The following is a 19,928-nucleotide window of genomic DNA, read 5'->3' as shown; positions in this document are numbered from 1 at the left end:
GTCCATGATGATACTCCTAGGATTGCGACCGAAGCAGGTCGCGTCTAGCAAGTATTTAGGATGAGGGGCAAAAGGATGGCTTTATCTTTATCTTGTTCCTGCCGCAAAGCGGCTTCGTTCAACAAACAATTTAAGCAGATTCGCAACGCGTGGCAGTTTTGGTTTGCAGTGAGTTTTGTGTTTAAGGCGCAATGCGGTAGCTATTGTATTGCGTTGCTCACTACTTAATTGGGCGTTAACCCATAGAAATTTTTATCCGAAATTCACCAGATACAGTCGACGTGCTGACACGCTTTTGTCCATTTGCTTTTAACGTACATATCGCAAATGGGTAGTTAAAATTGGCATTGGGGCACCAGTGACCGTTGGCGACATGGATGTCGCCGTCGAGCCTATAGGGATATATTCACGGCGAGTCACTGGGGAAACAATGACAATAAACTCCATAAATAGATAAAAAGATTAATCGCTTTTGTCCAATACCTTGTTAAAGGCTGCATTAATCTTGCTTTCGTATGAAGGTTGCACATGCAAACTGTCGCTGCATTTTATTGTTCCAATTTGTTAGCTGAGGGTTTTATGTCAGTATAGGTTTTTTGCTGCGACGTGAGCATGTAAAGCAAGGTCAGTTTTTCCGTCTTACATCGCCCGTAAACAAGGCTATCGAGGCGGTGATCCCTTGGTAAAACCCGTTAGCGTCTGTATCGACAGCTTTTTACCATCGAGATTGGGCATCAGTGCCTCAAGGATGATGCGATGAATAAACGTATTGTGATTTGTGCTGACGGGACTTGGAATCGACCCGAGAAAGACCTTAAGGTGGATTTTCCCACCAATGTGCTACGTCTGGCGCGGGCCATTAGCCCGATGGCGGCCGATGGTAAACCCCAGCAGGTGTTTTACGACTGGGGCGTTGGCTCCTATTACGATGAAGTGATTGGCGGCGCGACAGGGCGTGGGCTGCATAAAAATATCATGGATGGTTACCGCTATATCGTGCAGAACTACTCCCCTGGCGATGAGATTTATCTCTTTGGCTTTAGCCGAGGCGCATACACAGTGCGCTGTTTGTGTGGTCTTATCAATAATTGCGGCATTCTTAAGCGCCCCGATGCTCGGCTTATTCAACAAGCCTTTGACCACTATAAAAAAAGCAGCGCGCCCTTTGCTCCAAGCGGCGATAAATCCGTTGAGTTTAGACAAAAGCACAGCCACGAATCACGGGAGATTAAGTTTGTTGGGGTGTGGGATACGGTGGGCGCTATGGGGATCCCGATTTCCTTCCTCGGCTTATTTGAAGATAAAGATGAGTTTTACGACACTAAAATCGGTCGCAATGTGCGTGTTGCCCGCCATGCCTTGGCGATAGACGAGCATCGCAGCGACTTTGAGCCCACTATCTGGCAATTGCGCGACAATATGGATATGCAGCAAGTGTGGTTTGCGGGGGCCCATAGCAATATTGGCGGCAGTTATCAGCCGGATAAAGATGGCTCTTTATTGTCGGATAATGCCCTTTCGTGGATGATCGCTGAGGCTGAGCGGTTTAATTTAAGTCTCGAGCCACATTTAATGGCCAGTTTACGCCCTAATCCCTTGGCGACGCTGCACGATTCACGCCGTAGTTTTTACCGGATTAAGCAGCCGTATTTGCGGCCGCTTGACCCGAATGTTGCGCCGGTATTGTTGCATCATTCGGTCAAGGTGCGTTGGGATCAAGATCCTCAGTATCGTCCTAAAAACTTGCAGACCTACCTTGAAAAATATGGCTGGCCAGAACAGTTAATCGATTAAATCATAAGGAATTTCATGTTAATTCGACGCATTATTATCCTAGGTGTCAGTCTTGCCCTGTTACCTATATCTGCTATGGCAGAGCCAGCAAAACGTATTATTGCGTTGTCTCCCCACGCGGTTGAAATGCTCTATGCCATTGGTGCGGGAGAGGCGATTGTGGCCGCCACAGATTATGCGGATTATCCCGAAGCGGCGAAAAAAATCCCTAGTATTGGTGGTTATTATGGTATTCAGATTGAGCGCGTATTAGAGCTTAATCCCGATCTAATTGTGGTGTGGGATACGGGCAATAAAGCCGAGGATATCAATCAACTCAAAAGCTTAGGTTTTAAACTGTACAGCAGTTCCCCACAAACGCTTGAAGATGTTGCCAAAGAAATTGAAGAGTTAGGCCAATTAACGGGGCATGTGGAGCAGGCTAATCAAGTGGCAACGGATTATCGCCGCGAGCTGCTTCGACTCCGCAATGAAAACGCCGCTAAATCTGAGCCTAAAGTGTTTTATCAGTTGTGGTCGATGCCCTTAATGACGGTTGCGAAAAACAGTTGGATCCAGCAGATTATTGGCGTGTGCCATGGGCAAAATGTCTTTTATGATGCGGCGAGTGATTATCCGCAGGTGAGTCTTGAGAATGTGCTACTGACCTTGCCCGAGGTGATTTTACAAAGCGAAGAAGAAGGCAATGTTAAAGGGATTGATTGGCGTAAATGGACCGAAATCCCTGCTGTTAAAAACCAACATATTTATCAATTAAATGCCGATTTATTACACCGCGCGACGCCTAGAGCTTTACTTGGTGTAAAGGCCGTTTGCGATGCCTTAGATAAGGCACGTTAATCAATCGCCCTTTGCTGGTAAATTCACTGTTATAAGCGCTACAACGCACTGTTTGAGATGCATTTATTGTTCTAAGCAATAAGGAAATCCTATGAATACACTACTGACTTGTTTGTTTATCGCCATGTTATTGCCGTATTTAGCCAAAGGTCCTGTGGCGTGGGCGATGGCCAAAGCGGGTGGTTATGATAACCATCATCCTCGCAGCCAGCAGGCGCAGTTAACTGGATTTGGTGCTCGGGCGTTAGCGGGGCATCAAAATGCGTTTGAATCACTGCTGATATTTGGCTTGGCGGTGCTGACTGTAATCGCAACCGGCAAGGTGACACCTACTGCCGAATGGTTAGCCATTGTGCATATTGTGGCTCGCTTTGCGTATCAGATTTTATATCTATTGAATAAAGGCACCTTACGATCCCTCTCTTGGTTTGTGGCGATTTTCAGCGCCTTTGGGATTTTCTTTCAAGCTTTTTAATGCTCGCCATTTTACAAATAAGTACTGGACGCCGCAGAGCATTAACAGCTCAGCGTTAACATCTTAAAAGTGATTGGTTGACAAGCATTTGTTGATAAGTGCTCAATTTTCCTCTATCTCCCTAGCCTTGGTCACGAGGCCATTTGGCATCAATGCGGTAGCTAGGGCCGCCGCATTGATGGCCGCGTTAGCTTAAGCTCATGAATAATCCTGCGATAGTCGCCGCCATAAGATTAGATAAAACCCCTGCCGCCAAGGCCTTTAGGCCCAGTGAGGCGATTTCGGAGCGGCGCTCTGGCACTAGGCCGCCAATCCCGGCAATTGCGATGGCCACAGTACCAATATTGGCAAAACCACACAGCGCAAAAGATAAAATCACTTGGGTGCGCTCAGACATTGGCAGCCCAGTGGTTGCGACTAAGGTATCGCCTGACAGGTAAGGCGCTAAGTTGATGTAGGCAAAAAATTCATTGATCACAATCTTTTGGCCAATGAAAGAGCCCGCCAGCATGGCTTCATCCCAAGAGACGCCCATTAACCAAGCCAGTGGTGCAAATAGGTAGCCAAGGATTTGTTGTAGTGTGAGACCTTCGAGGCCAAACCAAGCGCCAATACCACCGAGCATCCCATTAAATAAGGCAACTAAACTGATAAATGAAAACAACATTGCGCCTACCGCGAGGGCGAGTGAAAGTCCGCTCATGGTGCCTGTGGTGGCGGCATCAAGCAGATTGCGAGGTTGATTTTCCTCTGTGAGCTGTAGATGCGCATCGTTGATTGTTTCTGTTTGTGGGATCAAAAGCTTTGCAAACAGAAGGCCGCCGGGGGCCGCCATAAACGAGGCCGCGAGCAGGTACTCCATCTTTATACCTAATTGGGCGTAGCCCGCGAGCATAGTGCCCGCGATGGAGGCTAAACCGCCGCACATTACTGCAAATAACTCTGAGCGAGTCATACGCGGCATATAGGGTTTAATGAGTAGTGGCGCTTCAGTTACCCCTAAAAAGATGTTGGCACTGGCTGACATGGATTCTGCCTTACTGGTGTTGAGCAGTTTTTGCAGCGCCCCGCCAACGGCTTTGACCACCAGTTGCATTATCCCCAGATAATAAAGCACCGCCGACAATGCTGAGAAAAACACAATAATTGGCAATACCTTAAAAGCTATGACAAAACCGCCTGCGCCAAATAGCTCATACATTTTATCGCTAACAAGGCCGCCAAACATAAAAGACATGCCGTCATTGCTGTAGCTGATGACGTTGGAGACGGCTGCAGCCATCGAGAAGATCATCGATTGCCCCAGTGCGGAGTACATCACAAATGCCCCTAGGGCCAATTGCAGTAAAAAGGCGAGGCCGACAGTGCGGTAGTTAATGGCTCGACGGTTTTCCGAGGCCAGGTATGCAACAGCAAGTAAGGTGATGATGCCTAAGAGGCTAACTAAGATTTGCATGGATTTAATCTACATTGGAATTGCGAAACAAACGCAGGCTTGGCGATGCAAAAGCGCAGGCCAAGCTCACTGTGGATGGGCGATAAGCTAGCGTTGGCTTTATCCCGCCCTAGTCACTCATTTAGTAGTGCCTATCAGTTGTTGGATGATGTTCAGCACAAATTGCTGGCAATCCACTGCGGTCTGCGGGTCAAAGTCCTGATTGTGTTGATCGGTATTTGACAATATGCGAATGCTGACAAAGGGGAGTTTATAAGCCTCTGCCACTAACGCCGCCGCGGACGTTTCCATTTCTTCGACTGCGGTGCCGAAGGTGTGGTGTAGCCAATTGATACGGTCGAGCTCGCGATTCCATTCATCACCAGTACCTATTATTCCCTTCACAACTTTTCCCTTGGTGTATTGATGTGCTTGGGATAATGCCACCTCCACTAAGGCTGGATCAGCTTTAAAGTGGTTATGCTTGACCACTTCGCCGTGTTCACGCAGGTACATGGTCATATCGAAGTTTTGCCATTGGGTAGGGTGAATACCCTGACCCTTTGGCGTTAACTTGGTGAGATACGAACCCATATTAAAACTGGTTTCACCGATGACGATATCACCGCGATACAGCTTAGGATCATGGCCGCCAGCGGTGCCCTGATTGATGATTAGTTTGGGTCGATAGTGGGCAATGGCCAGTGTGGTCGCCGCCGCCGCGTTTGCTAAACCTATTTCAGTGCGGGATACCACGACAGGGTGGCCACTCAGTTCACCCTCCCAGAACGTCCATGATCCAAACGTGTTGATAGTGACCTTGCCAAGAGCGGCAATTAAGGTCTCAACTTCAATGTCCATCGCTCCTTGAACCAAAATAGGGGAAATTGTATTGCTGGCTGATACTTGTAGGGGATTTTGCATATTGATGTTTTAAAAAGGGGCGGTGCGGGAATGTTAGCAATCCTCACTTTGTGGAACAAACAAGGGGACTGTGAGTAAATTGTTATGTTCAAGATGATGAGCCGATTGAAATATAAGCATATTTTGATGTTAAAGGCCGTTGCAGTTGTTTTTTAAGAAGATTCAGTAGCGCGCGTCTTAAGGCTAAAAAACGATAAATTAACAAACTAAATAATTCAAAAAACTGTTTTTAGAATATTAGGTTAGTTAATTACGCGAGTGAGTAAGCTTTAATCAGTCGAACATTTTGGTGCTGAGGCTTTTTAAGCCTTTGAGTAGCAATTGATGGTGTTATTCGCCACAGTAAATCGAGGTGAATTGCTCAATCATTAAGCTATAAATGCCGCGCAAAGCTACTTTTCCAGTTTTTAAAAAGTGCCAATAAGCAAGGGGGGAGCTCAGGTTATTTAGCTTTGGTTATTGGCGCAAAGGCTATTACCGCAATGAAGCCGAGAGAGGATCTCTTTGGCGTTAGCGTGTTATGTCAAAAATATGAATTGATGATTTTATCGCCGATTTTCTGACGTTAGTTAAGTGAGTTGTGATTTTTTGTCACCTAAGGGCTCTTGTCAAATAATCGATCATTCTTCTTGGTAAACTGTTAATTTTGACAGCTTAGAACCAACTTTTATCTTAAACTGCTAAAACTCTGTAATTTAAGGTTTTTGTGTTTTTTGTATCTCATTGATTAATGGTATTTATTTGACATTTTTTGGTCATTAAATTGACAGTTTTCTTTATCAAAAACCTCAGCTATATTGCAGATGTCGATACAATTATTGAGGTTTAAATACCATGTTACGTCTACTGACCTATGGCCTCGTTGCCGCTGCCGCTTGGTTTATTTATTTGGATGTTGCCGACTATTTTGGCATGGAGACCTTTGATAAGGCATTAGCTGAGGATGTGCAGCAAAAAGTGGAAGCCCGAAAGGCAAAAGCAGCAGCGGAGCAATATGCACAGCAACTTAAGCAGCAGGTTGATTGCCAAACGACAAAAACATGTACTCAATAATGGCGATGTATCAAGTTTGTTCTTGCTGCGCATAAGTAAGCAACTGATTCGCCACAGTGTCACTGCATCAGAGGGGCAAATAGGATTATTTGCCCCTCTTTGAGTTTCTGTCCTTGGTCGTGGTTGGTAAAACCCTGAGGTTAGTTAGGTTTAAACTCATCCCATTGTTTATAAGTGCCACTCAAGTGCGTTTGCACACTCCAAACGTCAACATGGCCTAGCCTTATTCCTCGCTTTGCTCGCATGGGCTTGCTAGAACGAACAAAATTTAATCTCTACACATCAACACGCCCTAGATAAATTGCCTATCTATTAAGCAAATTGTCAGGTTTTTCTTGTTACCTTTCCCCCCTTGTATTTTGGCTAGTCGGATTGCGATTGATTTACTCCAGAGAGATTTCATGTTGCTAAAGTGTAAATTGCCCTTAGCAATGCTCATGTCGATGGTATTGTCTATATTGTCGCCTCAACTGGCGGCAACCGACTTTGGCAGCAACAATCTGAAAATTAATAAGATATTAACCAGTGGATTAGCTACCCACTCTGATGCTGTTTGCTACCCCTTGGCAAATTGTCAGGCAACAATGCCGGCTATTATGGGATTATCTTCTTTAATTCAGCCTTCACATATGCAAGCGAATACTCAAGGAATAGTCGGTTCTCACTGGGGGAATGGTGTTGGATTTCAATTGGCTGGTGAGCCGCAATCTTTGCAGCCTGCGGAGCTTAAACCTGTCACTGTGAGTATTAATTCAATTGATGAACTGATGCTCTTTTTTGAATCCCTTAATTACACTGCTGAAAATTTCCACGGGGGGAATAAATCGGTTCCGAGATTAACCTTTGATGCCGTAGGTAAAGGATGGCGGTCGGTATCAGAGCAATTGCCTGTGAAGCAAAAGAAGATGGTGTTTTTTAGATTGATGACCCCCTTAGTATTATTAGCGAATGAAAAAGTGTTACAAGAACGGCAACAGGTAATCTCTGCGCCCCTCAACGACACTGGTTTGGTCGCTTTAGCGATTAAGTACAAAGTTATCAGTAATCCAATACTGTCGTTATCACCGTCCCACAGGCAAGCCCTGCTTGAACGGGTAGATATTTTGCCTCCATCTCTAGTATTGGCCCAGGCGGCAAAGGAAAGTGGTTGGGGGACATCGCGCTTTACACTTGAGGGGAATGCCTTGTTTGGTCAGTGGGATTTTAATGGTAATGGTATGGAGCCTAAGCAAAAGCGCCAGGGGATGGGGCAGTACGGGCTGGCGCGATTTGAGACTCCCTTAGCCTCCGTTGAAGGATACTTATTGAATTTAAATACCCATAGTGCTTACCACAAAATGCGTCAGCTTCGTGCCGAATCAAGGCAAGCCAATCAAACAATTACGGGTGTTGCACTTGCTGGTACCTTGGATCGATATTCAGAGCGCGGCTACGCCTATGTTGAGATGATCCAGAAGATGATCCGTACTAATAAGCTCTATCTGGCAGATGAGGCCTATTTAGATGATGATATGCCGTTGCATTTGCTCACAAGAACCCACTAATAATTCATGTTTAAAATGAGATTGGGTTTAGTTGCTCCGCTTACACACTGTTACAAGAGCCATTTTGTAGATTTAACAATCGTAGAGACGACGATATAAATTAGGGATTGTTAAAGAGAGCGTAGATAGGATGTTGTTGGCGTTCTTTGCATACATAGTCCTTCTAATCTCGAAACGTCAATACGCCCTAGTATGTGCGGATTTAATCTTAAGGACGATGATGAGAACACTCCAACTTTTGGGATTGATACTTACAATAGCAGGGATAGCTTTGGGCTTTATGATGCTCGCCCCCATTGGTAATGAAACATCTAACGCATCTTTAGGAGCGGCAGGTTTGGGTATTATGTTTCTGTTGTTACCTATGCTGGGATGCTCCGCACTGATGTTGATATTTTCTTCAATTGCATTGTTTAATCATGAGGTCAGAAAGCGTACTTATTTCAGAGGATCTTTTTGGTTAACTCTTTGGAAATGTAATCTAGTGATATCGGCTGGATATACTACGGTGGTTATCTATGTTGCTTATTTATGGATTAAAACCAACATGAGTAGCTAAAAAGAGCCTATGTTAATATTTCTGTTAAGTATTCAACTGACAGCAAGATGTTAGTGCTTAAGGCAGACATTCGGTCGCAAATACTGGCTTGTCGTGACGAGAATTAATCAATATTGGATAACGATGTAGCTAAGTGTTGAGGAATGAGAGTCATCACCACTTAAGCTAAAAATCAGACGCCCTGATAACCTTAGGCTATCGGGCGTTGCGTAAACGATTACTTTTGCGTTGCGCGGTAGTGGTCGAAGTTTTCGATATAGTCCTCGAGATTGGCGTCGAGCATTTCTTTATAACGCTCCATGTAGTAGTCCATCATTTCTTGTTTTTTGGCCTGCATTTGCTCTTTGTTTTCAAAGCTGGTGGAGCCAAACCAAGCGTTGTAGCGGGCGAGGGCCCACATAAATGAAGCACTGACTTCACCGGTTTGGATTTCAGTGTTTTGGTTTTGCTGGTTAGCGAGCTTAATCAACTCAGTGGCGCGGGCGTAAAAGGCATTTTGGTTATCAGACATCAGCAATTCCTGTTGTTAGGCAAAATGGTTAAAGAAAAAGGGCGCTTGGCTTTACCCTTTTGGCAATTGCTACTAACCCTAAGGCATTTTGCGGCCAAGGGACAGTCATCCATCTCACAGAATCCGTTGATTTCACGTTAAAATGAGTTGTCGAAAGTAAATCTGGGATAGGTGTAACACTTTTCTGATAAACATTGGTAGGTTAACCATTCTAGTAAAGTTAATCCTAATAGGGTTAACGGGCCTGTGTAAGCATCATAGGCCAATGTTAGAAGCCCGTGATTGATTCATGCTGTAAAGGGCGTTTTGAGGTTCAGGGATATGAAATGTCTTCTGTTGGCTGTAAAGGCAGTCTCGCTTGAATGAGCCCATTCGATACTTTCAAAACGACCATAGTATTAAAGGGCTCATCGCGTATGCTAGCGAACTTTATCTGCTGTAAGCGTAAGCCCCTATTTTTGCGGGATGGCAAGTGTAGGTTGTTACTAGGCGTTACTTGGCCGTAATCGGGCCTTTTGATCCTGCATCGTTATCAATCCACATACTCTCTTTATTCGAGCTGGCATCGGGATAAATGGTGAATTCCACCATACCGTCTTTGAATTTGATGGCTCCACCACTTTGACTGGATTTTACGTGTTTACCGTTAACCCAAACCTGATGTTTATCATCGATTTGAATATTTGCAACCGTTGCTCCTGAGCTGGCTGTTGCTATCCATTGTTGGGCATTGGGAATGATGGCGTCAGCAGCGGCTTTGGGAGAAGCCATTGCTTTGGCATTTTCTTCTTTGGTTTTGTGGATATCGCACCCTTGCATTTCAGACACTTGGGTACAGCCTGAACGCTCAAGTAACTTGCGATACTCATCGTTAATGGCGTGGCAATTTGCGGATAGTAATAGTGCAATACTGGCTGTGAAGATGATTTTAGCGTTCATGTGTTCCCTCGTTGCTATTGAAGTGTGCCTTGTTTATGGCGAATTTAGATGGTTAAGTGTAGTGGGTCTTTAGCCATTTTCTACTCGGGCATGTTGACGTATTGAGATACGATGCTGTTCAGGCAATGCTTTACTCGGAAGATGCGGAGTGAATATAGCGGTTCAATCTTGCATCAAATAAAGCCCGATAACCCATCAGTTAGTCGCAAAACTCCACATATTTTGGATTAGCCCATCGATTACCTCAAATACCACCATCACTTCAAAAGGTTCGTCGTGTATGCCGCTGATCCGTTCGTGATCCACGACCTTATTGCCAACAACCATACGATTGAGGATTTCGGCATGTAAATGCGGCAAGTTAAAGCGTTCATTTTGATAGAAATCGCGAAATGCGGCTTTACCCCGAATAACGGGCTCTGTGGCGGGTGGACGGTAAATACAAACGTTGTCGCTAAAGAGTGCCACAAAGCTTGCAAGGTCGTGTTGGTTATAGGCAACTAACTGGGCTTGCACTAAGGCTTCGGGTGTCACGCTGTTTACGGTTAAATTGCTCAAGGATGATCCCTTACTGAAACGGGTAAGTTTGAAATGCGTTGCTGTGTTGGATGGGAAAGCGCGTTTGGTGTCATCATATTTATCACCATTACAGCCTACTTTCCCAATACCGTAGTTTTGTAATACGTAATTTATTCCAATAGTTTAAGTTGTGTTTTACCCCATTGAGTGGCAAAGGGCATGGCTTCTTGAGGGGTTAAGGTAAACTCCTGCTCGCAGCCGTCACCACGGGGCATTTCCCAAAACTTCATTCCAGTTGCCTCAAGAGTCAGTTGATAATAGCCAGAGCCGTCGGAGGTGGGGCATTCTGCGTTTGGCGGAATATCGGCAAACAGCTTTTGCTTAAGTGCTTGTGGTAACGGATAACTCATACTCTCCGGCATGGCTTGAGGCTGTTCATTCTCGATAAACCATTGCCAAGGATGGAAAGGTTTTCCATCTGCAAGCGAGAAGCTAACAAACTCTTGGCTGATCCCATTGGCACCATAACCCGCTGCCCAGCGATACAAGCGCACACTAAGCCAATGCTGATTAAGGAAAATGGGTTCTGCAAAGGTTTCGTCAGTCACAAAGCTGCCCATTTGAGCCAACATTCTGCGGCGAGTCTCAAAGGTTTGTGCCAGCTGCGCATCATCGGTGAGCTTTCTCTCAAGCCAGTGATTAATTGCCGAAATGCCTTTTTGTGGGCCGTTAAATTCGATACCAACATCAGTGCCAAAGGTCAGCGGACGGCATTCAATAGTCTGAAAGCGTTGCCATTTTCCACGGCTCACCGAAGGCTTAGTTTCAAGCGGCAGATTGTAGGCATCGGCGCTGCAATCATCATTGTTATCTGGGCTTATTTGCCGCTCAAGTTGTATTGGCAGTGACTTGCTGGCGCTGTCTTTAAACCACTGGCCACTCAGTGTTTGTGGTGTTACGGTATCAAACTGCCAGTTTCCGGTGTTGTTCTCTTCTTTCCAGATGCCGTCTTGCTGTTCGAGTCGAATTTGGGTGAGGTATTTTTGATAGTAATAACTGCCGGTGCCATATTGGTTAAAGCAGACTCTTATCTTGCTTTTACCCAGTTGTCCCTGCCAAACGCCTGTGAGTTCATCGGCGGCAAACGTGCTGAGTGGCAGTGTAGTGGTAATTAATAGGCTTGAGGACAATAGCGTTAGTAACTTCCGTGTATGCATACTTTTTCTCTTAAAAGATAATAGGTTATGGTTTTACGTGTTGGTTATAAAAAAGTCGCCCTAAGGCGACTCTTAACGGTTTCGAGCTCGATAAACGGTAGGCTCACCGTTTATCGCATCAAAAGGCCTGTTATTCAACCTGCCAATCGATTTGTTCGCCAGCGCGAATTGGCACAACGTTGTTGTCGCCAAGTGGGTAACTGACGGGCACATCCCAAGATTTTTTCACTAGGGTGATGGTATCGCTGTTGCGGGGCAGATTGTAAAAATCTGGGCCATTGAAGCTGGCAAAGGCTTCTAATTTATCCAGTGCATTAACCGATTCAAAGGCTTCGGCGTAAAGCTCTATGGCGGCATGGGCAGTATAAGAACCCGCGCAGCCACAGGCGGCTTCTTTACGGTCTTTTGCGTGTGGCGCCGAGTCAGTACCGAGGAAGAACTTCTTATTGCCACTCGCCGCAGCCGCTAACAGTGCTTGCTGATGGGTATTGCGCTTTAAAATCGGCAGGCAATAGAAGTGCGGACGAATACCGCCAGCCAACATATGGTTGCGGTTATAAAGTAAATGGTGCGCGGTGATTGTGGCGGCCACGTTGTCAGACGCTTGAGTCACAAAATCGACCGCATCCTTAGTGGTGATATGCTCGAGAACGATTTTAAGCTTCGGGAAATCGGCCACGATCTTGCTGAGGATATTCTCAATAAACACGCGCTCACGGTCGAAAATATCAATCGATGAATCAGTCACTTCACCATGCACTAGGAACAACATGCCCACTTCTTGCATCGCTTCGAGGGCTGGGTAGATGTTCTTCAAATCGGTGACGCCAGAATCCGAGTTGGTGGTCGCGCCTGCGGGATAGAGCTTAGCTGCAACGATTTTGCCCGAGGCTTTAGCTTTACGGATTTCCTCTGGGCTGGTTTTGTCGGTGAGATACAACACCATTAAGGGTTCGAATTGCGAGCCTGCGGGCACTTGCGCCTTGATGCGATCGTAATAAGCCAAGGCGGTTTCGGTATCGATAGCGGGAGGAACCAGGTTAGGCATGACGATAGCGCGGCCCATATAGCGGCTGATATCGCGAACCGTATCTGTTAATTGGGCGCCATCTCTTAGGTGAATATGCCAGTCGTCAGGACGCGTAATAGTGAGTGTTTTCATAGGGCGATTCATCTTATTGGATATGTCTGCTGCGAGGGTGGCAGGATCTTATGTGGCAAGGTTTTAGCTGTAAAGGGAAACTCTGTCATTTGGCGAATAAAAGTGTTAGCGCATGTTGAGCGACTGCTGGCTTGTTCTTTGCTGAGTACCGTACACCTACAAGCAGCCTTTTCTCATATCAAGCGGACACTTTTGCTAAATTTAGGCGGACACTTTTAGTTTTCAACTGTGGTGTCCGCGGACACTTTTATCTTAAATCTTATCTAACACAATGAAAATAAATTCTTTAATGGAATTGGCATAGGCGTTGCTATTACTGGATATCGATTTTTAATAGTGTCCGTAGCGATGGGCATATCCAGCCCTCCGACAGGGAAGCGAGAAACGCCATGATTAAAGATACCAGCGGCCAAGATACTCTCCTTGCGCCATCAAACGCTAAACGTCTCAAAGTGCCCTTGATTATTGGCGGCTGCACCTTATTAGTGAGCGCCTTAGTGTGGGCCAGTTTCAGTAGCGATAATGTGAGCAAATCCATTAGCCGTAGTGAGTTAACCACTGCGACTTTATATGTAGGTACGCTGACTCGGGATATCGCGACTACAGGTAAAATCGTCGCGGCCAATGCACCGATCCTCTACAGCACTGAAGAAGGGACAGTGACGCTACTGAGCAATCCTGGCGATACAGTTAATAAAGGCGATGTGGTAGCCAAGCTAGATAGTCCAAGACTGACCAATCAATTAGAACAGGCGAAATCCTTATTAGCGGGTTTGGAGGGTGCTCTTGAGCGTGCCAAGCTGGACGCTAGACGCAACCAATTACAAGTCAACCAAACCTTAGATATGGCCAAGGTCGATCTCGAGGCGGCCGAGCGTGAACGTCGCCGTGGTGAGCAGCTTATTCAAAGTCAGCTGATTGGGCAGATTGACTATGAAAAGGGCAAAGATGATCTGCATAAAGCCAAGCTTAAATTTGAGCATGCGTTGCAAGACGCTGCATTAACTAAGGATACCTTGACCTTTGAAGTAAAGAATAAAGCGCTTGAAGTTGAACGCCAGCAGTTAGCGGTAGGTGAATTAGAGCGCCAAGTTGAAGCCTTAAATATTAAAGCGCCGGTTGGCGGCATTATTGGCAACTGGCTGACAGAGCAAAAAACGCGTTTGAGTGCCAATCAACCGATTCTAACTGTGGTCGATTTAAGTGCCTATGAGGCCGAGCTTGCGGTGCCAGAGTCTTACGCCGATGAACTTGGACTTGGCATGGAGGTTGAGCTGAGCTTTGGCGAAGTCAAACTCATGGGCAAGTTATCCTCGATTTCTCCCGAAGTGCGTAACCGTGAAGTGACCGCCAGAGTGCAATTTGCCCAGAGCGAAAGCCTTAAGCTGCGCCAAAACCAACGTATCTCTGCCCGAGTGCTACTCGAACATCGGGAAAATGTGTTGATGGTCAAACGTGGTGCCTTTATGACCAGCGGTGGCGGGGAGGAGGCTTATCAAGTCGAAGGCGATATCGCTACCCGCCGCCAGATTAAACTGGGTAGCACCAGTATGAGCCAGGTGGAAGTGATTGAAGGCGGTAAAGCGGGTGACGAATGGGTGATCTCGAGTGTTGAGCCCTTCAACCATGCCGAACAGGTTAAGATGCATTGATGTTATTTGGTTGAAAAAACTTATTAATCAAATTGATGGATTGGAAATTGCCGTGGTTGAAAATACTGCGGCGATAAGTAAATAGGAGCCAATAATGAGTCATAAAAATGTTGATATCAGTGTGTTGATGTCCTCCAAGCTGTTTGGCGTATTCGCTTTGGCCCTGTTAGTTGTGGCGGTAGAGCTGGGGATTGGAGAGGCTAATAGTTGGTTTTTCCTTGGCTTAAATATTTTGGAATGGACCAATCCCTTAGACGAAATGCGCCAGATTGGTGATGTCTCGATGGAAAGTGTGAGCTTGATATTCTCTTGCCTAAATGGGCTGTTCGGTAAGTTGAGTGAGTTCATTATGGGTGCTTTTCTGGGCTGATAAGTGGCTTTATCTGCTTTGTCTTCTACATGCTCAAGTTACATTGAAGTCCCGCGCGTTTTATTAGCCGTTTACGCGCAAAGATAAAAATTAATTAAGGAAATTAAAATGTTATCAATGAAGAATATCAGTAAAGTTTTTAAAACGGACTTAGTAGAAACCCACGCACTGCGGGATTTCAACCTTGAGGTAAACGAGGGCGAGTTTGTGGCGGTCACAGGCCCTTCGGGTTCAGGCAAAACCACCTTCTTAAATATCGCTGGCTTGCTCGAAGGCTTCACCCATGGGGATTATTTTTTAGATGGGATTAATGTCTCCAATCTCAGTGATAACAAGAGTGCCGCCGTACGCAATGAGAAGATTGGCTTTATCTTCCAAGGCTTTAACTTGATCCCCGATCTTAACCTCGCGGAAAACATTGAAGTACCGCTGCGCTACCGTGGTTTTAGTGCCAAGGAGCGTAAACGCCGTGTGGAGCAAGCATTAGAGCAAGTGGGCTTAGGTGCGCGGATGAAGCATTTGCCGACTCAATTATCCGGCGGTCAGCAGCAAAGGGTAGCGATTGCCCGTGCTTTAGCGGGGGAACCCCGTTTTCTGCTCGCCGACGAACCTACGGGTAACCTCGACAGCTTAATGGCCCGCCAAGTGATGGAATTATTAGAGAATATTAACCAATCTGGCACCACCATCATCATGGTGACCCACGATCCTGAACTGGCTCGCCGTGCCCAGCGCAATATTCAAATTGTCGATGGACAAGTCTGCGACTTTACCATGTATCAACCCAGTGTGGCCCGCAGTGCAAGCCACGGCAGTGTCGATAAACTGGTTGCTAACGCCCAAGGCTAGGAGCGGTTATGTTCTTCTATTACTTAGATTTAGCTTGGCGTAGCATTAAAAAAACGCCCATGTTGTCGGCATTGATGATCATGGCGATTTCCATCGGCATAGGCATCACGATTACCACTCTTAACATTTACAAAATGATGTCCACTAACCCTGCGGGGGAGAAGTCCAGCCAATTGTTTGCGGTGCAACTGTGGAGCCAAGGTCCAGATGCCTGGGATCGCTTCGATCAACAGATCACCTATCAAGACGGGATGAACTTACTTAAGAGTGATATTCCGAGCCTGCAAACCCCCATGTTTCGCACGGGCGGCGCGGTGCAAACCGAAGATCCGGCTTTTTTACCTGTACTGCAATCTCGGGTTAGGGTGACCAATAACGACTTTTTCCCACTGTTTGGACTTGAGTTTCAATACGGTCAGGCATGGGATGACAGCGTCGATCAGGATGCTCGCTACGAAGTGGTTCTCACCGATGAGCTGAATAATACGCTGTTTGCGGGCCAAAATAGTGTCGGCAAGACGATTTATTTCAATGCTAAGCCCTATCAGGTGGTTGGCGTGCTTAAGCCTTGGGCGCCGAGTCCAAACTATTATGACCTTAACAACGGCGCCTTTGGCAATGTGGATACCTTGTTTGTGCCCTACAGCTTAGCGCCGATTGAGGAATATGGCAGTTGGGGAAATACCAATGGCTGGAACTATGAGAGCATCAACAACTACGCGCAGCGTTTAACCTCCGAAAAGCATTGGACACAATTTTGGGTGCAACTCGATACGCCTGAACAAGTTGCTGAGTACCGTCAGTGGGTTCGCCAATATATTGAACAACAAAAGAAATTAGGTCGCTTTAGCTCACCTAAGGCCGATGTGCAATTGTCCGATATTGACCAATGGCTAGTCATTAATAAAGTGGTGCCAGAGGATAACAAGGTGCTGGTGGGCCTCAGTGCACTCTTCCTCATTGTTTGCTTAGTCAATATGTTAGGTCTGTTGCTGTCTAAGTTTTTACGCCGAGCTCCCGAAATTGGCGTGCGCCGCGCCATCGGCGCCAGCCAAGGGCAGATCTTTGCCCAACATATGGTGGAAGTGTCTTTGATGGGACTATTCGGTGGCTTACTCGGCTTGGCTTGGGCTTGGGGCTCACTTGCGTTGCTCACAAAGAAGTTTCAACTTGAGGCTTCGATTACTCATCTCGATGCCAGCATGTGGCTCATTGCGCCTGTTATTGCCATTTTTGCAGCGATTGTGGCGGGTATTTATCCTGCGTGGCGTGTGTGTACCACTAACCCAAGTGTTTATCTTAAGAGCCAATAATCGGGGGCAATATGTTACATATCAAACCTATTCTCAGCAGTTTATTACGCAGTAAAAGCGGCCCCTTGCTACTGTTATTACAGATTATTTTGTCTGTGGCTATCGTCGCAAATGCCAGCTTTATTATCGCCGAACGATTAAATTTAATGGCGCGTGAGTCGGGGATTGTTGAAAGTGAAGTCTTTGATTTCAGTATTTATCATTTTGATAAATCGACAGATTTAGTCGCGCAGGATAAACGAGATTTAGAGATCATTCGTGCGATCCCTGGCGTTATCGATGTTGCACCTACCTCTATGGCTCCCCTGAGCGGCGGCGGTTGGTCGAGTAACTTTACCCTAGGGCCTGAGGAGCGCGCTAAATCTACGCCCAATACCGGCATGTATATGAGTGATGAGCATTTTATCGACTCCTTAGGGCTGAAGTTAGTTGAAGGACGTAATTTTTATCCCCAGGAAATCACCACAGAGTTGCTGGAAGATGGGGGCAAGATGATCGTCACTAAAGCCTTTGTCGATAAGGTGTGGCCGAATGAATCAGCGCTTGGCAAGAGCGTATATATGGGCACACAGCACTTTGTGGTGATTGGAGTGCTGGAGCGCTTACAAACGGCATGGGTTGATAATAGTAACCTTGAGTTTAGTTCTGTGTTGTCGGTGAATTATCCCGCTGACTATAAACGTTATTTAGTAAGAGCTAAGCCAGCTGATATTGAGCGCTTAAAAGAGGTCATCCCCGAAGCCCTGCATAAAGAATATCCTAGCCGGGTAGTCGAAGGCTTTACAACCATGAGCGAGCGCCGTATCGAGGCATATCGTGACCATGAATTAATGGCAACCGTACTAACCATGATGGTGGTGTTACTGCTGCTGATCACATCCCTTGGGGTGACAGGGATGGTGATGTTCAATATCCAGCGTCGCACCAAGCAGATTGGCACTCGCCGCGCGTTAGGTGCTAAAAAGCGCGATATTATCAGCTACTTCTTAGTGGAAAACTATCTGCTATGTCTGTTAGGTGGCACTTTGGGTGTGCTGTTAGCGATTCAGTTAGGCCAGCAATTGATGAGCCTGTATAGCTTACCTATGTTGGCGCTTTCCTATCCATTATTCACCGTTGTTGGATTATTTGTGGTGACCACCCTTGCGGTGTACTTACCTGCACGCAAGGCTGCCAAGATATCTCCGGCGACAGCGACGCGTACTGTGTAACATAAGCTGAGCGGCATAAAGTGCGATAACAGTAGGATGTTATTGCACTTTTTGTTACTTTAAGGTTAATCGTTTTACTCGGGATATACTTTGCCACATGGACACAATTCTGATTGTCGACGATAACCACGCCATCTGCCAGGCCTTGGGCTTAATACTGGAGATCAATGGTTATCAGGTGTTAACTTGCCATACACCAGATGATGCCCTTGGTCTGATCGCGACCCATGATATTGATCTTGTTATCCAAGATATGAACTTCACCCGCGATACCACCTCTGGGGAAGAAGGGCGGCAGTTGTTTTATGCATTGCGTGATAGGCAGCCGGATTTGCCGATCATTTTAATGACGGCTTGGACGCAGCTCGAAACCGCTGTTGAGTTGGTTAAAGCCGGCGCCGCTGATTACATGGGCAAACCGTGGGATGATGCTAAGTTACTAAACAGCATTACGAATTTAATTGCTCTCTATAAGCTTGCACGTACAAATCATCGGCTCGAGCGAGTTAATTCACAACGCCAAGTCGCGATTGCCGATGCGGATCTGTGCGGGATTGTTTTTGGTAGTGGTTCGATGCAGCGTTGTATTGACTTAGCCTTACAACTGGCACGCTCCGATGTATCTGTATTGATCACAGGGCCTAACGGTGCCGGTAAAGATAAGCTTGCCGATATTATCCATGCCAATTCTCCCTTAAAAAACAAACCCTTTATTAAGGTGAATGTGGGGGCTTTGCCAATGGAGTTGCTCGAAGCCGAACTCTTTGGTGCCGAGGCGGGGGCGTTTACGGGGGCTAACAAGGCGCGCATTGGTCGTTTTGAAGCGGCCGATGGTGGCACCTTATTTTTAGATGAAATTGGCAATTTACCGCTCTCGGGCCAAGTGAAATTGCTGCGGGTATTACAAACCGGGGAGTTTGAGCGCTTAGGCAGCCATAAAACCTTAAAGGTGAAGGTGAGGGTGATCAGTGCGACCAATGCCGATCTTGCCCAAGATATTGCCGAGGGGCGTTTCCGTGAGGACTTATTCTACCGCTTAAATGTGATTGAATTGGCCTTACCGCCACTGAATCAGCGTATTGACGATATTTTGCCCTTAGTGAAACATTTTGTCGGTGAGGGTTTTAGTTTGAGTAAACCCGCCCAACAGGCGCTATTACAGCATCGTTGGCCAGGTAATGTGCGCGAGCTAGAAAATGCCTGTAAACGTGCGGCGCTATTGGCGCAAAGTCGAGTGTTAACCGAAGTTGATTTTGGTTTACCGCCAGTCAATGTTAACAACACTCACACGACAAATACGATGACGTTTGGGCGAACCATAACCGAAGTTGCCCCGATTGAATCACAGATAAAAGTTGCCAATCAAGACGTGTCCGCTCAACTGGATTCGAGCGACGCTATGGATGTTAGCCGTGAGCAGATTGAAATGGCCTTAAGACAGCACAAGGGCGTGATTGCACGAGTAGCTAAATCCCTTGGCCTAAGTAGGCAAGCCCTGTATCGCCGCATGGATAAGTTTGGTCTAGAAAAATAGTCATAGCATGATAAACACTGAGTATTA

The 19,928-nt window shown here is 46.3% G+C and carries 19 protein-coding genes; 12 read left to right on the top strand and 7 right to left on the bottom strand.

Going from position 1 to position 19,928, the window contains the following annotated elements:
- The first annotated feature begins 756 nt into the window (after positions 1 to 756).
- From IEY09_RS13845 to IEY09_RS13835, 3 genes are all read left to right on the top strand, one after another.
- The gene (locus tag IEY09_RS13845; RefSeq protein ID WP_188871502.1) at positions 757 to 1,794 is read left to right on the top strand and encodes a T6SS phospholipase effector Tle1-like catalytic domain-containing protein; all 1,038 of its coding nucleotides are present in this window, start codon (positions 757 to 759) and stop codon (positions 1,792 to 1,794) included.
- A 15-nt stretch (positions 1,795 to 1,809) separates the two neighbouring features.
- Complete coding sequence (locus IEY09_RS13840) at positions 1,810 to 2,634, top strand: cobalamin-binding protein (protein WP_188871501.1); 825 nt, start codon at positions 1,810 to 1,812, stop codon at positions 2,632 to 2,634.
- Between the two features lie 91 nt (positions 2,635 to 2,725).
- Positions 2,726 to 3,109: an MAPEG family protein gene (locus IEY09_RS13835; RefSeq protein WP_011073500.1), complete on the top strand. Its 384-nt coding sequence runs from the start codon at positions 2,726 to 2,728 to the stop codon at positions 3,107 to 3,109.
- A gap of 187 nt (positions 3,110 to 3,296) precedes the next feature.
- Here the strand turns inward: IEY09_RS13835 and IEY09_RS13830 are convergent, their stop codons facing one another.
- Both IEY09_RS13830 and IEY09_RS13825 read right to left on the bottom strand, forming a co-directional pair.
- Positions 3,297 to 4,565, bottom strand: a complete 1,269-nt coding sequence (locus IEY09_RS13830; protein WP_188871499.1) for a NupC/NupG family nucleoside CNT transporter — start codon at positions 4,563 to 4,565, stop codon at positions 3,297 to 3,299.
- A gap of 117 nt (positions 4,566 to 4,682) precedes the next feature.
- Positions 4,683 to 5,468 (bottom strand): 5'-methylthioadenosine/S-adenosylhomocysteine nucleosidase, encoded by a 786-nt coding sequence (locus IEY09_RS13825; protein ID WP_144345938.1) that lies wholly within the window; start codon positions 5,466 to 5,468, stop codon positions 4,683 to 4,685.
- An 834-nt stretch (positions 5,469 to 6,302) separates the two neighbouring features.
- Here IEY09_RS13825 and IEY09_RS13820 point away from each other — a divergent pair.
- From IEY09_RS13820 to IEY09_RS13810, 3 genes are all read left to right on the top strand, one after another.
- Positions 6,303 to 6,521, top strand: coding sequence for a hypothetical protein (locus IEY09_RS13820; RefSeq protein ID WP_037428423.1), 219 nt, complete (start codon positions 6,303 to 6,305; stop codon positions 6,519 to 6,521).
- 401 nt (positions 6,522 to 6,922) lie between these two features.
- Positions 6,923 to 8,065, top strand: coding sequence for a glucosaminidase domain-containing protein (locus IEY09_RS13815; RefSeq protein ID WP_229777927.1), 1,143 nt, complete (start codon positions 6,923 to 6,925; stop codon positions 8,063 to 8,065).
- 220 nt (positions 8,066 to 8,285) lie between these two features.
- Positions 8,286 to 8,624, top strand: a complete 339-nt coding sequence (locus IEY09_RS13810; RefSeq protein WP_037428446.1) for a hypothetical protein — start codon at positions 8,286 to 8,288, stop codon at positions 8,622 to 8,624.
- A gap of 217 nt (positions 8,625 to 8,841) precedes the next feature.
- Here IEY09_RS13810 and IEY09_RS13805 read toward each other — a convergent pair whose 3' ends face one another.
- From IEY09_RS13805 to pyrC, 5 genes are all read right to left on the bottom strand, one after another.
- Positions 8,842 to 9,135 carry a DUF3144 domain-containing protein gene (locus IEY09_RS13805; protein ID WP_037428416.1) on the bottom strand — a complete coding sequence of 98 codons (294 nt, stop codon included), beginning with the start codon at positions 9,133 to 9,135 and terminating at the stop codon, positions 8,842 to 8,844.
- 492 nt (positions 9,136 to 9,627) lie between these two features.
- The gene (locus tag IEY09_RS13800; RefSeq protein WP_037421597.1) at positions 9,628 to 10,074 is read right to left on the bottom strand and encodes a hypothetical protein; all 447 of its coding nucleotides are present in this window, start codon (positions 10,072 to 10,074) and stop codon (positions 9,628 to 9,630) included.
- Positions 10,075 to 10,269: 195 nt separating this feature from the next.
- Positions 10,270 to 10,632, bottom strand: coding sequence for a nuclear transport factor 2 family protein (locus IEY09_RS13795; RefSeq protein ID WP_037421594.1), 363 nt, complete (start codon positions 10,630 to 10,632; stop codon positions 10,270 to 10,272).
- Positions 10,633 to 10,763: 131 nt separating this feature from the next.
- Positions 10,764 to 11,810, bottom strand: coding sequence for a hypothetical protein (locus tag IEY09_RS13790; protein ID WP_188871497.1), 1,047 nt, complete (start codon positions 11,808 to 11,810; stop codon positions 10,764 to 10,766).
- Between the two features lie 130 nt (positions 11,811 to 11,940).
- Positions 11,941 to 12,972 (bottom strand): dihydroorotase, encoded by a 1,032-nt coding sequence (gene pyrC / locus IEY09_RS13785; protein ID WP_037421589.1) that lies wholly within the window; start codon positions 12,970 to 12,972, stop codon positions 11,941 to 11,943.
- Between the two features lie 389 nt (positions 12,973 to 13,361).
- On the opposite strand from pyrC, the gene IEY09_RS13780 reads away from it, so the two are divergent.
- The 6 genes from IEY09_RS13780 (at position 13,362) to IEY09_RS13755 (ending at position 19,901) form a co-directional block, all read left to right on the top strand.
- The gene (locus IEY09_RS13780; protein ID WP_037428408.1) at positions 13,362 to 14,624 is read left to right on the top strand and encodes an efflux RND transporter periplasmic adaptor subunit; all 1,263 of its coding nucleotides are present in this window, start codon (positions 13,362 to 13,364) and stop codon (positions 14,622 to 14,624) included.
- Positions 14,625 to 14,718: 94 nt separating this feature from the next.
- The gene (locus IEY09_RS13775; protein WP_037428407.1) at positions 14,719 to 14,994 is read left to right on the top strand and encodes a hypothetical protein; all 276 of its coding nucleotides are present in this window, start codon (positions 14,719 to 14,721) and stop codon (positions 14,992 to 14,994) included.
- Positions 14,995 to 15,102: 108 nt separating this feature from the next.
- A complete protein-coding gene (locus IEY09_RS13770; protein WP_055647008.1) occupies positions 15,103 to 15,843 on the top strand; it encodes an ABC transporter ATP-binding protein in 741 nt (246 codons plus the stop codon).
- Between the two features lie 8 nt (positions 15,844 to 15,851).
- Positions 15,852 to 17,156, top strand: a complete 1,305-nt coding sequence (locus IEY09_RS13765; RefSeq protein ID WP_188871495.1) for an ABC transporter permease — start codon at positions 15,852 to 15,854, stop codon at positions 17,154 to 17,156.
- 11 nt (positions 17,157 to 17,167) lie between these two features.
- Entirely contained in the window at positions 17,168 to 18,367 is a 1,200-nt protein-coding gene (locus tag IEY09_RS13760; RefSeq protein ID WP_037421576.1) for an ABC transporter permease, read from the top strand.
- A gap of 97 nt (positions 18,368 to 18,464) precedes the next feature.
- Positions 18,465 to 19,901, top strand: a complete 1,437-nt coding sequence (locus IEY09_RS13755) for a sigma-54-dependent transcriptional regulator (RefSeq protein WP_188871493.1) — start codon at positions 18,465 to 18,467, stop codon at positions 19,899 to 19,901.
- The last annotated feature ends 27 nt before the right edge of the window (positions 19,902 to 19,928 follow it).

Source organism: Shewanella xiamenensis (genome assembly GCF_014647135.1).
GTDB classification, from domain to species: domain Bacteria; phylum Pseudomonadota; class Gammaproteobacteria; order Enterobacterales; family Shewanellaceae; genus Shewanella; species Shewanella xiamenensis.
The sequence above is the reverse complement of the archived record's forward strand: the minus strand, read 5'-3'. Positions and strand labels throughout refer to the sequence as shown.

Bases quoted from the DNA above. Each gene is read 5' to 3' on its own strand.
- IEY09_RS13845 (WP_188871502.1), top strand. From the start codon at position 757: ATGAATAAACGTATTGTGATTTGTGCTGACGGGACTTGGAATCGACCC.
- IEY09_RS13840 (WP_188871501.1), top strand. From the start codon at position 1,810: ATGTTAATTCGACGCATTATTATCCTAGGTGTCAGTCTTGCCCTGTTA.
- IEY09_RS13835 (WP_011073500.1), top strand. From the start codon at position 2,726: ATGAATACACTACTGACTTGTTTGTTTATCGCCATGTTATTGCCGTAT.
- IEY09_RS13830 (WP_188871499.1), bottom strand. From the start codon at position 4,565: ATGCAAATCTTAGTTAGCCTCTTAGGCATCATCACCTTACTTGCTGTT.
- IEY09_RS13825 (WP_144345938.1), bottom strand. From the start codon at position 5,468: ATGCAAAATCCCCTACAAGTATCAGCCAGCAATACAATTTCCCCTATT.
- IEY09_RS13820 (WP_037428423.1), top strand. From the start codon at position 6,303: ATGTTACGTCTACTGACCTATGGCCTCGTTGCCGCTGCCGCTTGGTTT.
- IEY09_RS13815 (WP_229777927.1), top strand. From the start codon at position 6,923: ATGTTGCTAAAGTGTAAATTGCCCTTAGCAATGCTCATGTCGATGGTA.
- IEY09_RS13810 (WP_037428446.1), top strand. From the start codon at position 8,286: ATGAGAACACTCCAACTTTTGGGATTGATACTTACAATAGCAGGGATA.
- IEY09_RS13805 (WP_037428416.1), bottom strand. From the start codon at position 9,135: ATGTCTGATAACCAAAATGCCTTTTACGCCCGCGCCACTGAGTTGATT.
- IEY09_RS13800 (WP_037421597.1), bottom strand. From the start codon at position 10,074: ATGAACGCTAAAATCATCTTCACAGCCAGTATTGCACTATTACTATCC.
- IEY09_RS13790 (WP_188871497.1), bottom strand. From the start codon at position 11,810: ATGCATACACGGAAGTTACTAACGCTATTGTCCTCAAGCCTATTAATT.
- pyrC (WP_037421589.1), bottom strand. From the start codon at position 12,972: ATGAAAACACTCACTATTACGCGTCCTGACGACTGGCATATTCACCTA.
- IEY09_RS13780 (WP_037428408.1), top strand. From the start codon at position 13,362: ATGATTAAAGATACCAGCGGCCAAGATACTCTCCTTGCGCCATCAAAC.
- IEY09_RS13775 (WP_037428407.1), top strand. From the start codon at position 14,719: ATGAGTCATAAAAATGTTGATATCAGTGTGTTGATGTCCTCCAAGCTG.
- IEY09_RS13770 (WP_055647008.1), top strand. From the start codon at position 15,103: ATGTTATCAATGAAGAATATCAGTAAAGTTTTTAAAACGGACTTAGTA.
- IEY09_RS13765 (WP_188871495.1), top strand. From the start codon at position 15,852: ATGTTCTTCTATTACTTAGATTTAGCTTGGCGTAGCATTAAAAAAACG.
- IEY09_RS13760 (WP_037421576.1), top strand. From the start codon at position 17,168: ATGTTACATATCAAACCTATTCTCAGCAGTTTATTACGCAGTAAAAGC.
- IEY09_RS13755 (WP_188871493.1), top strand. From the start codon at position 18,465: ATGGACACAATTCTGATTGTCGACGATAACCACGCCATCTGCCAGGCC.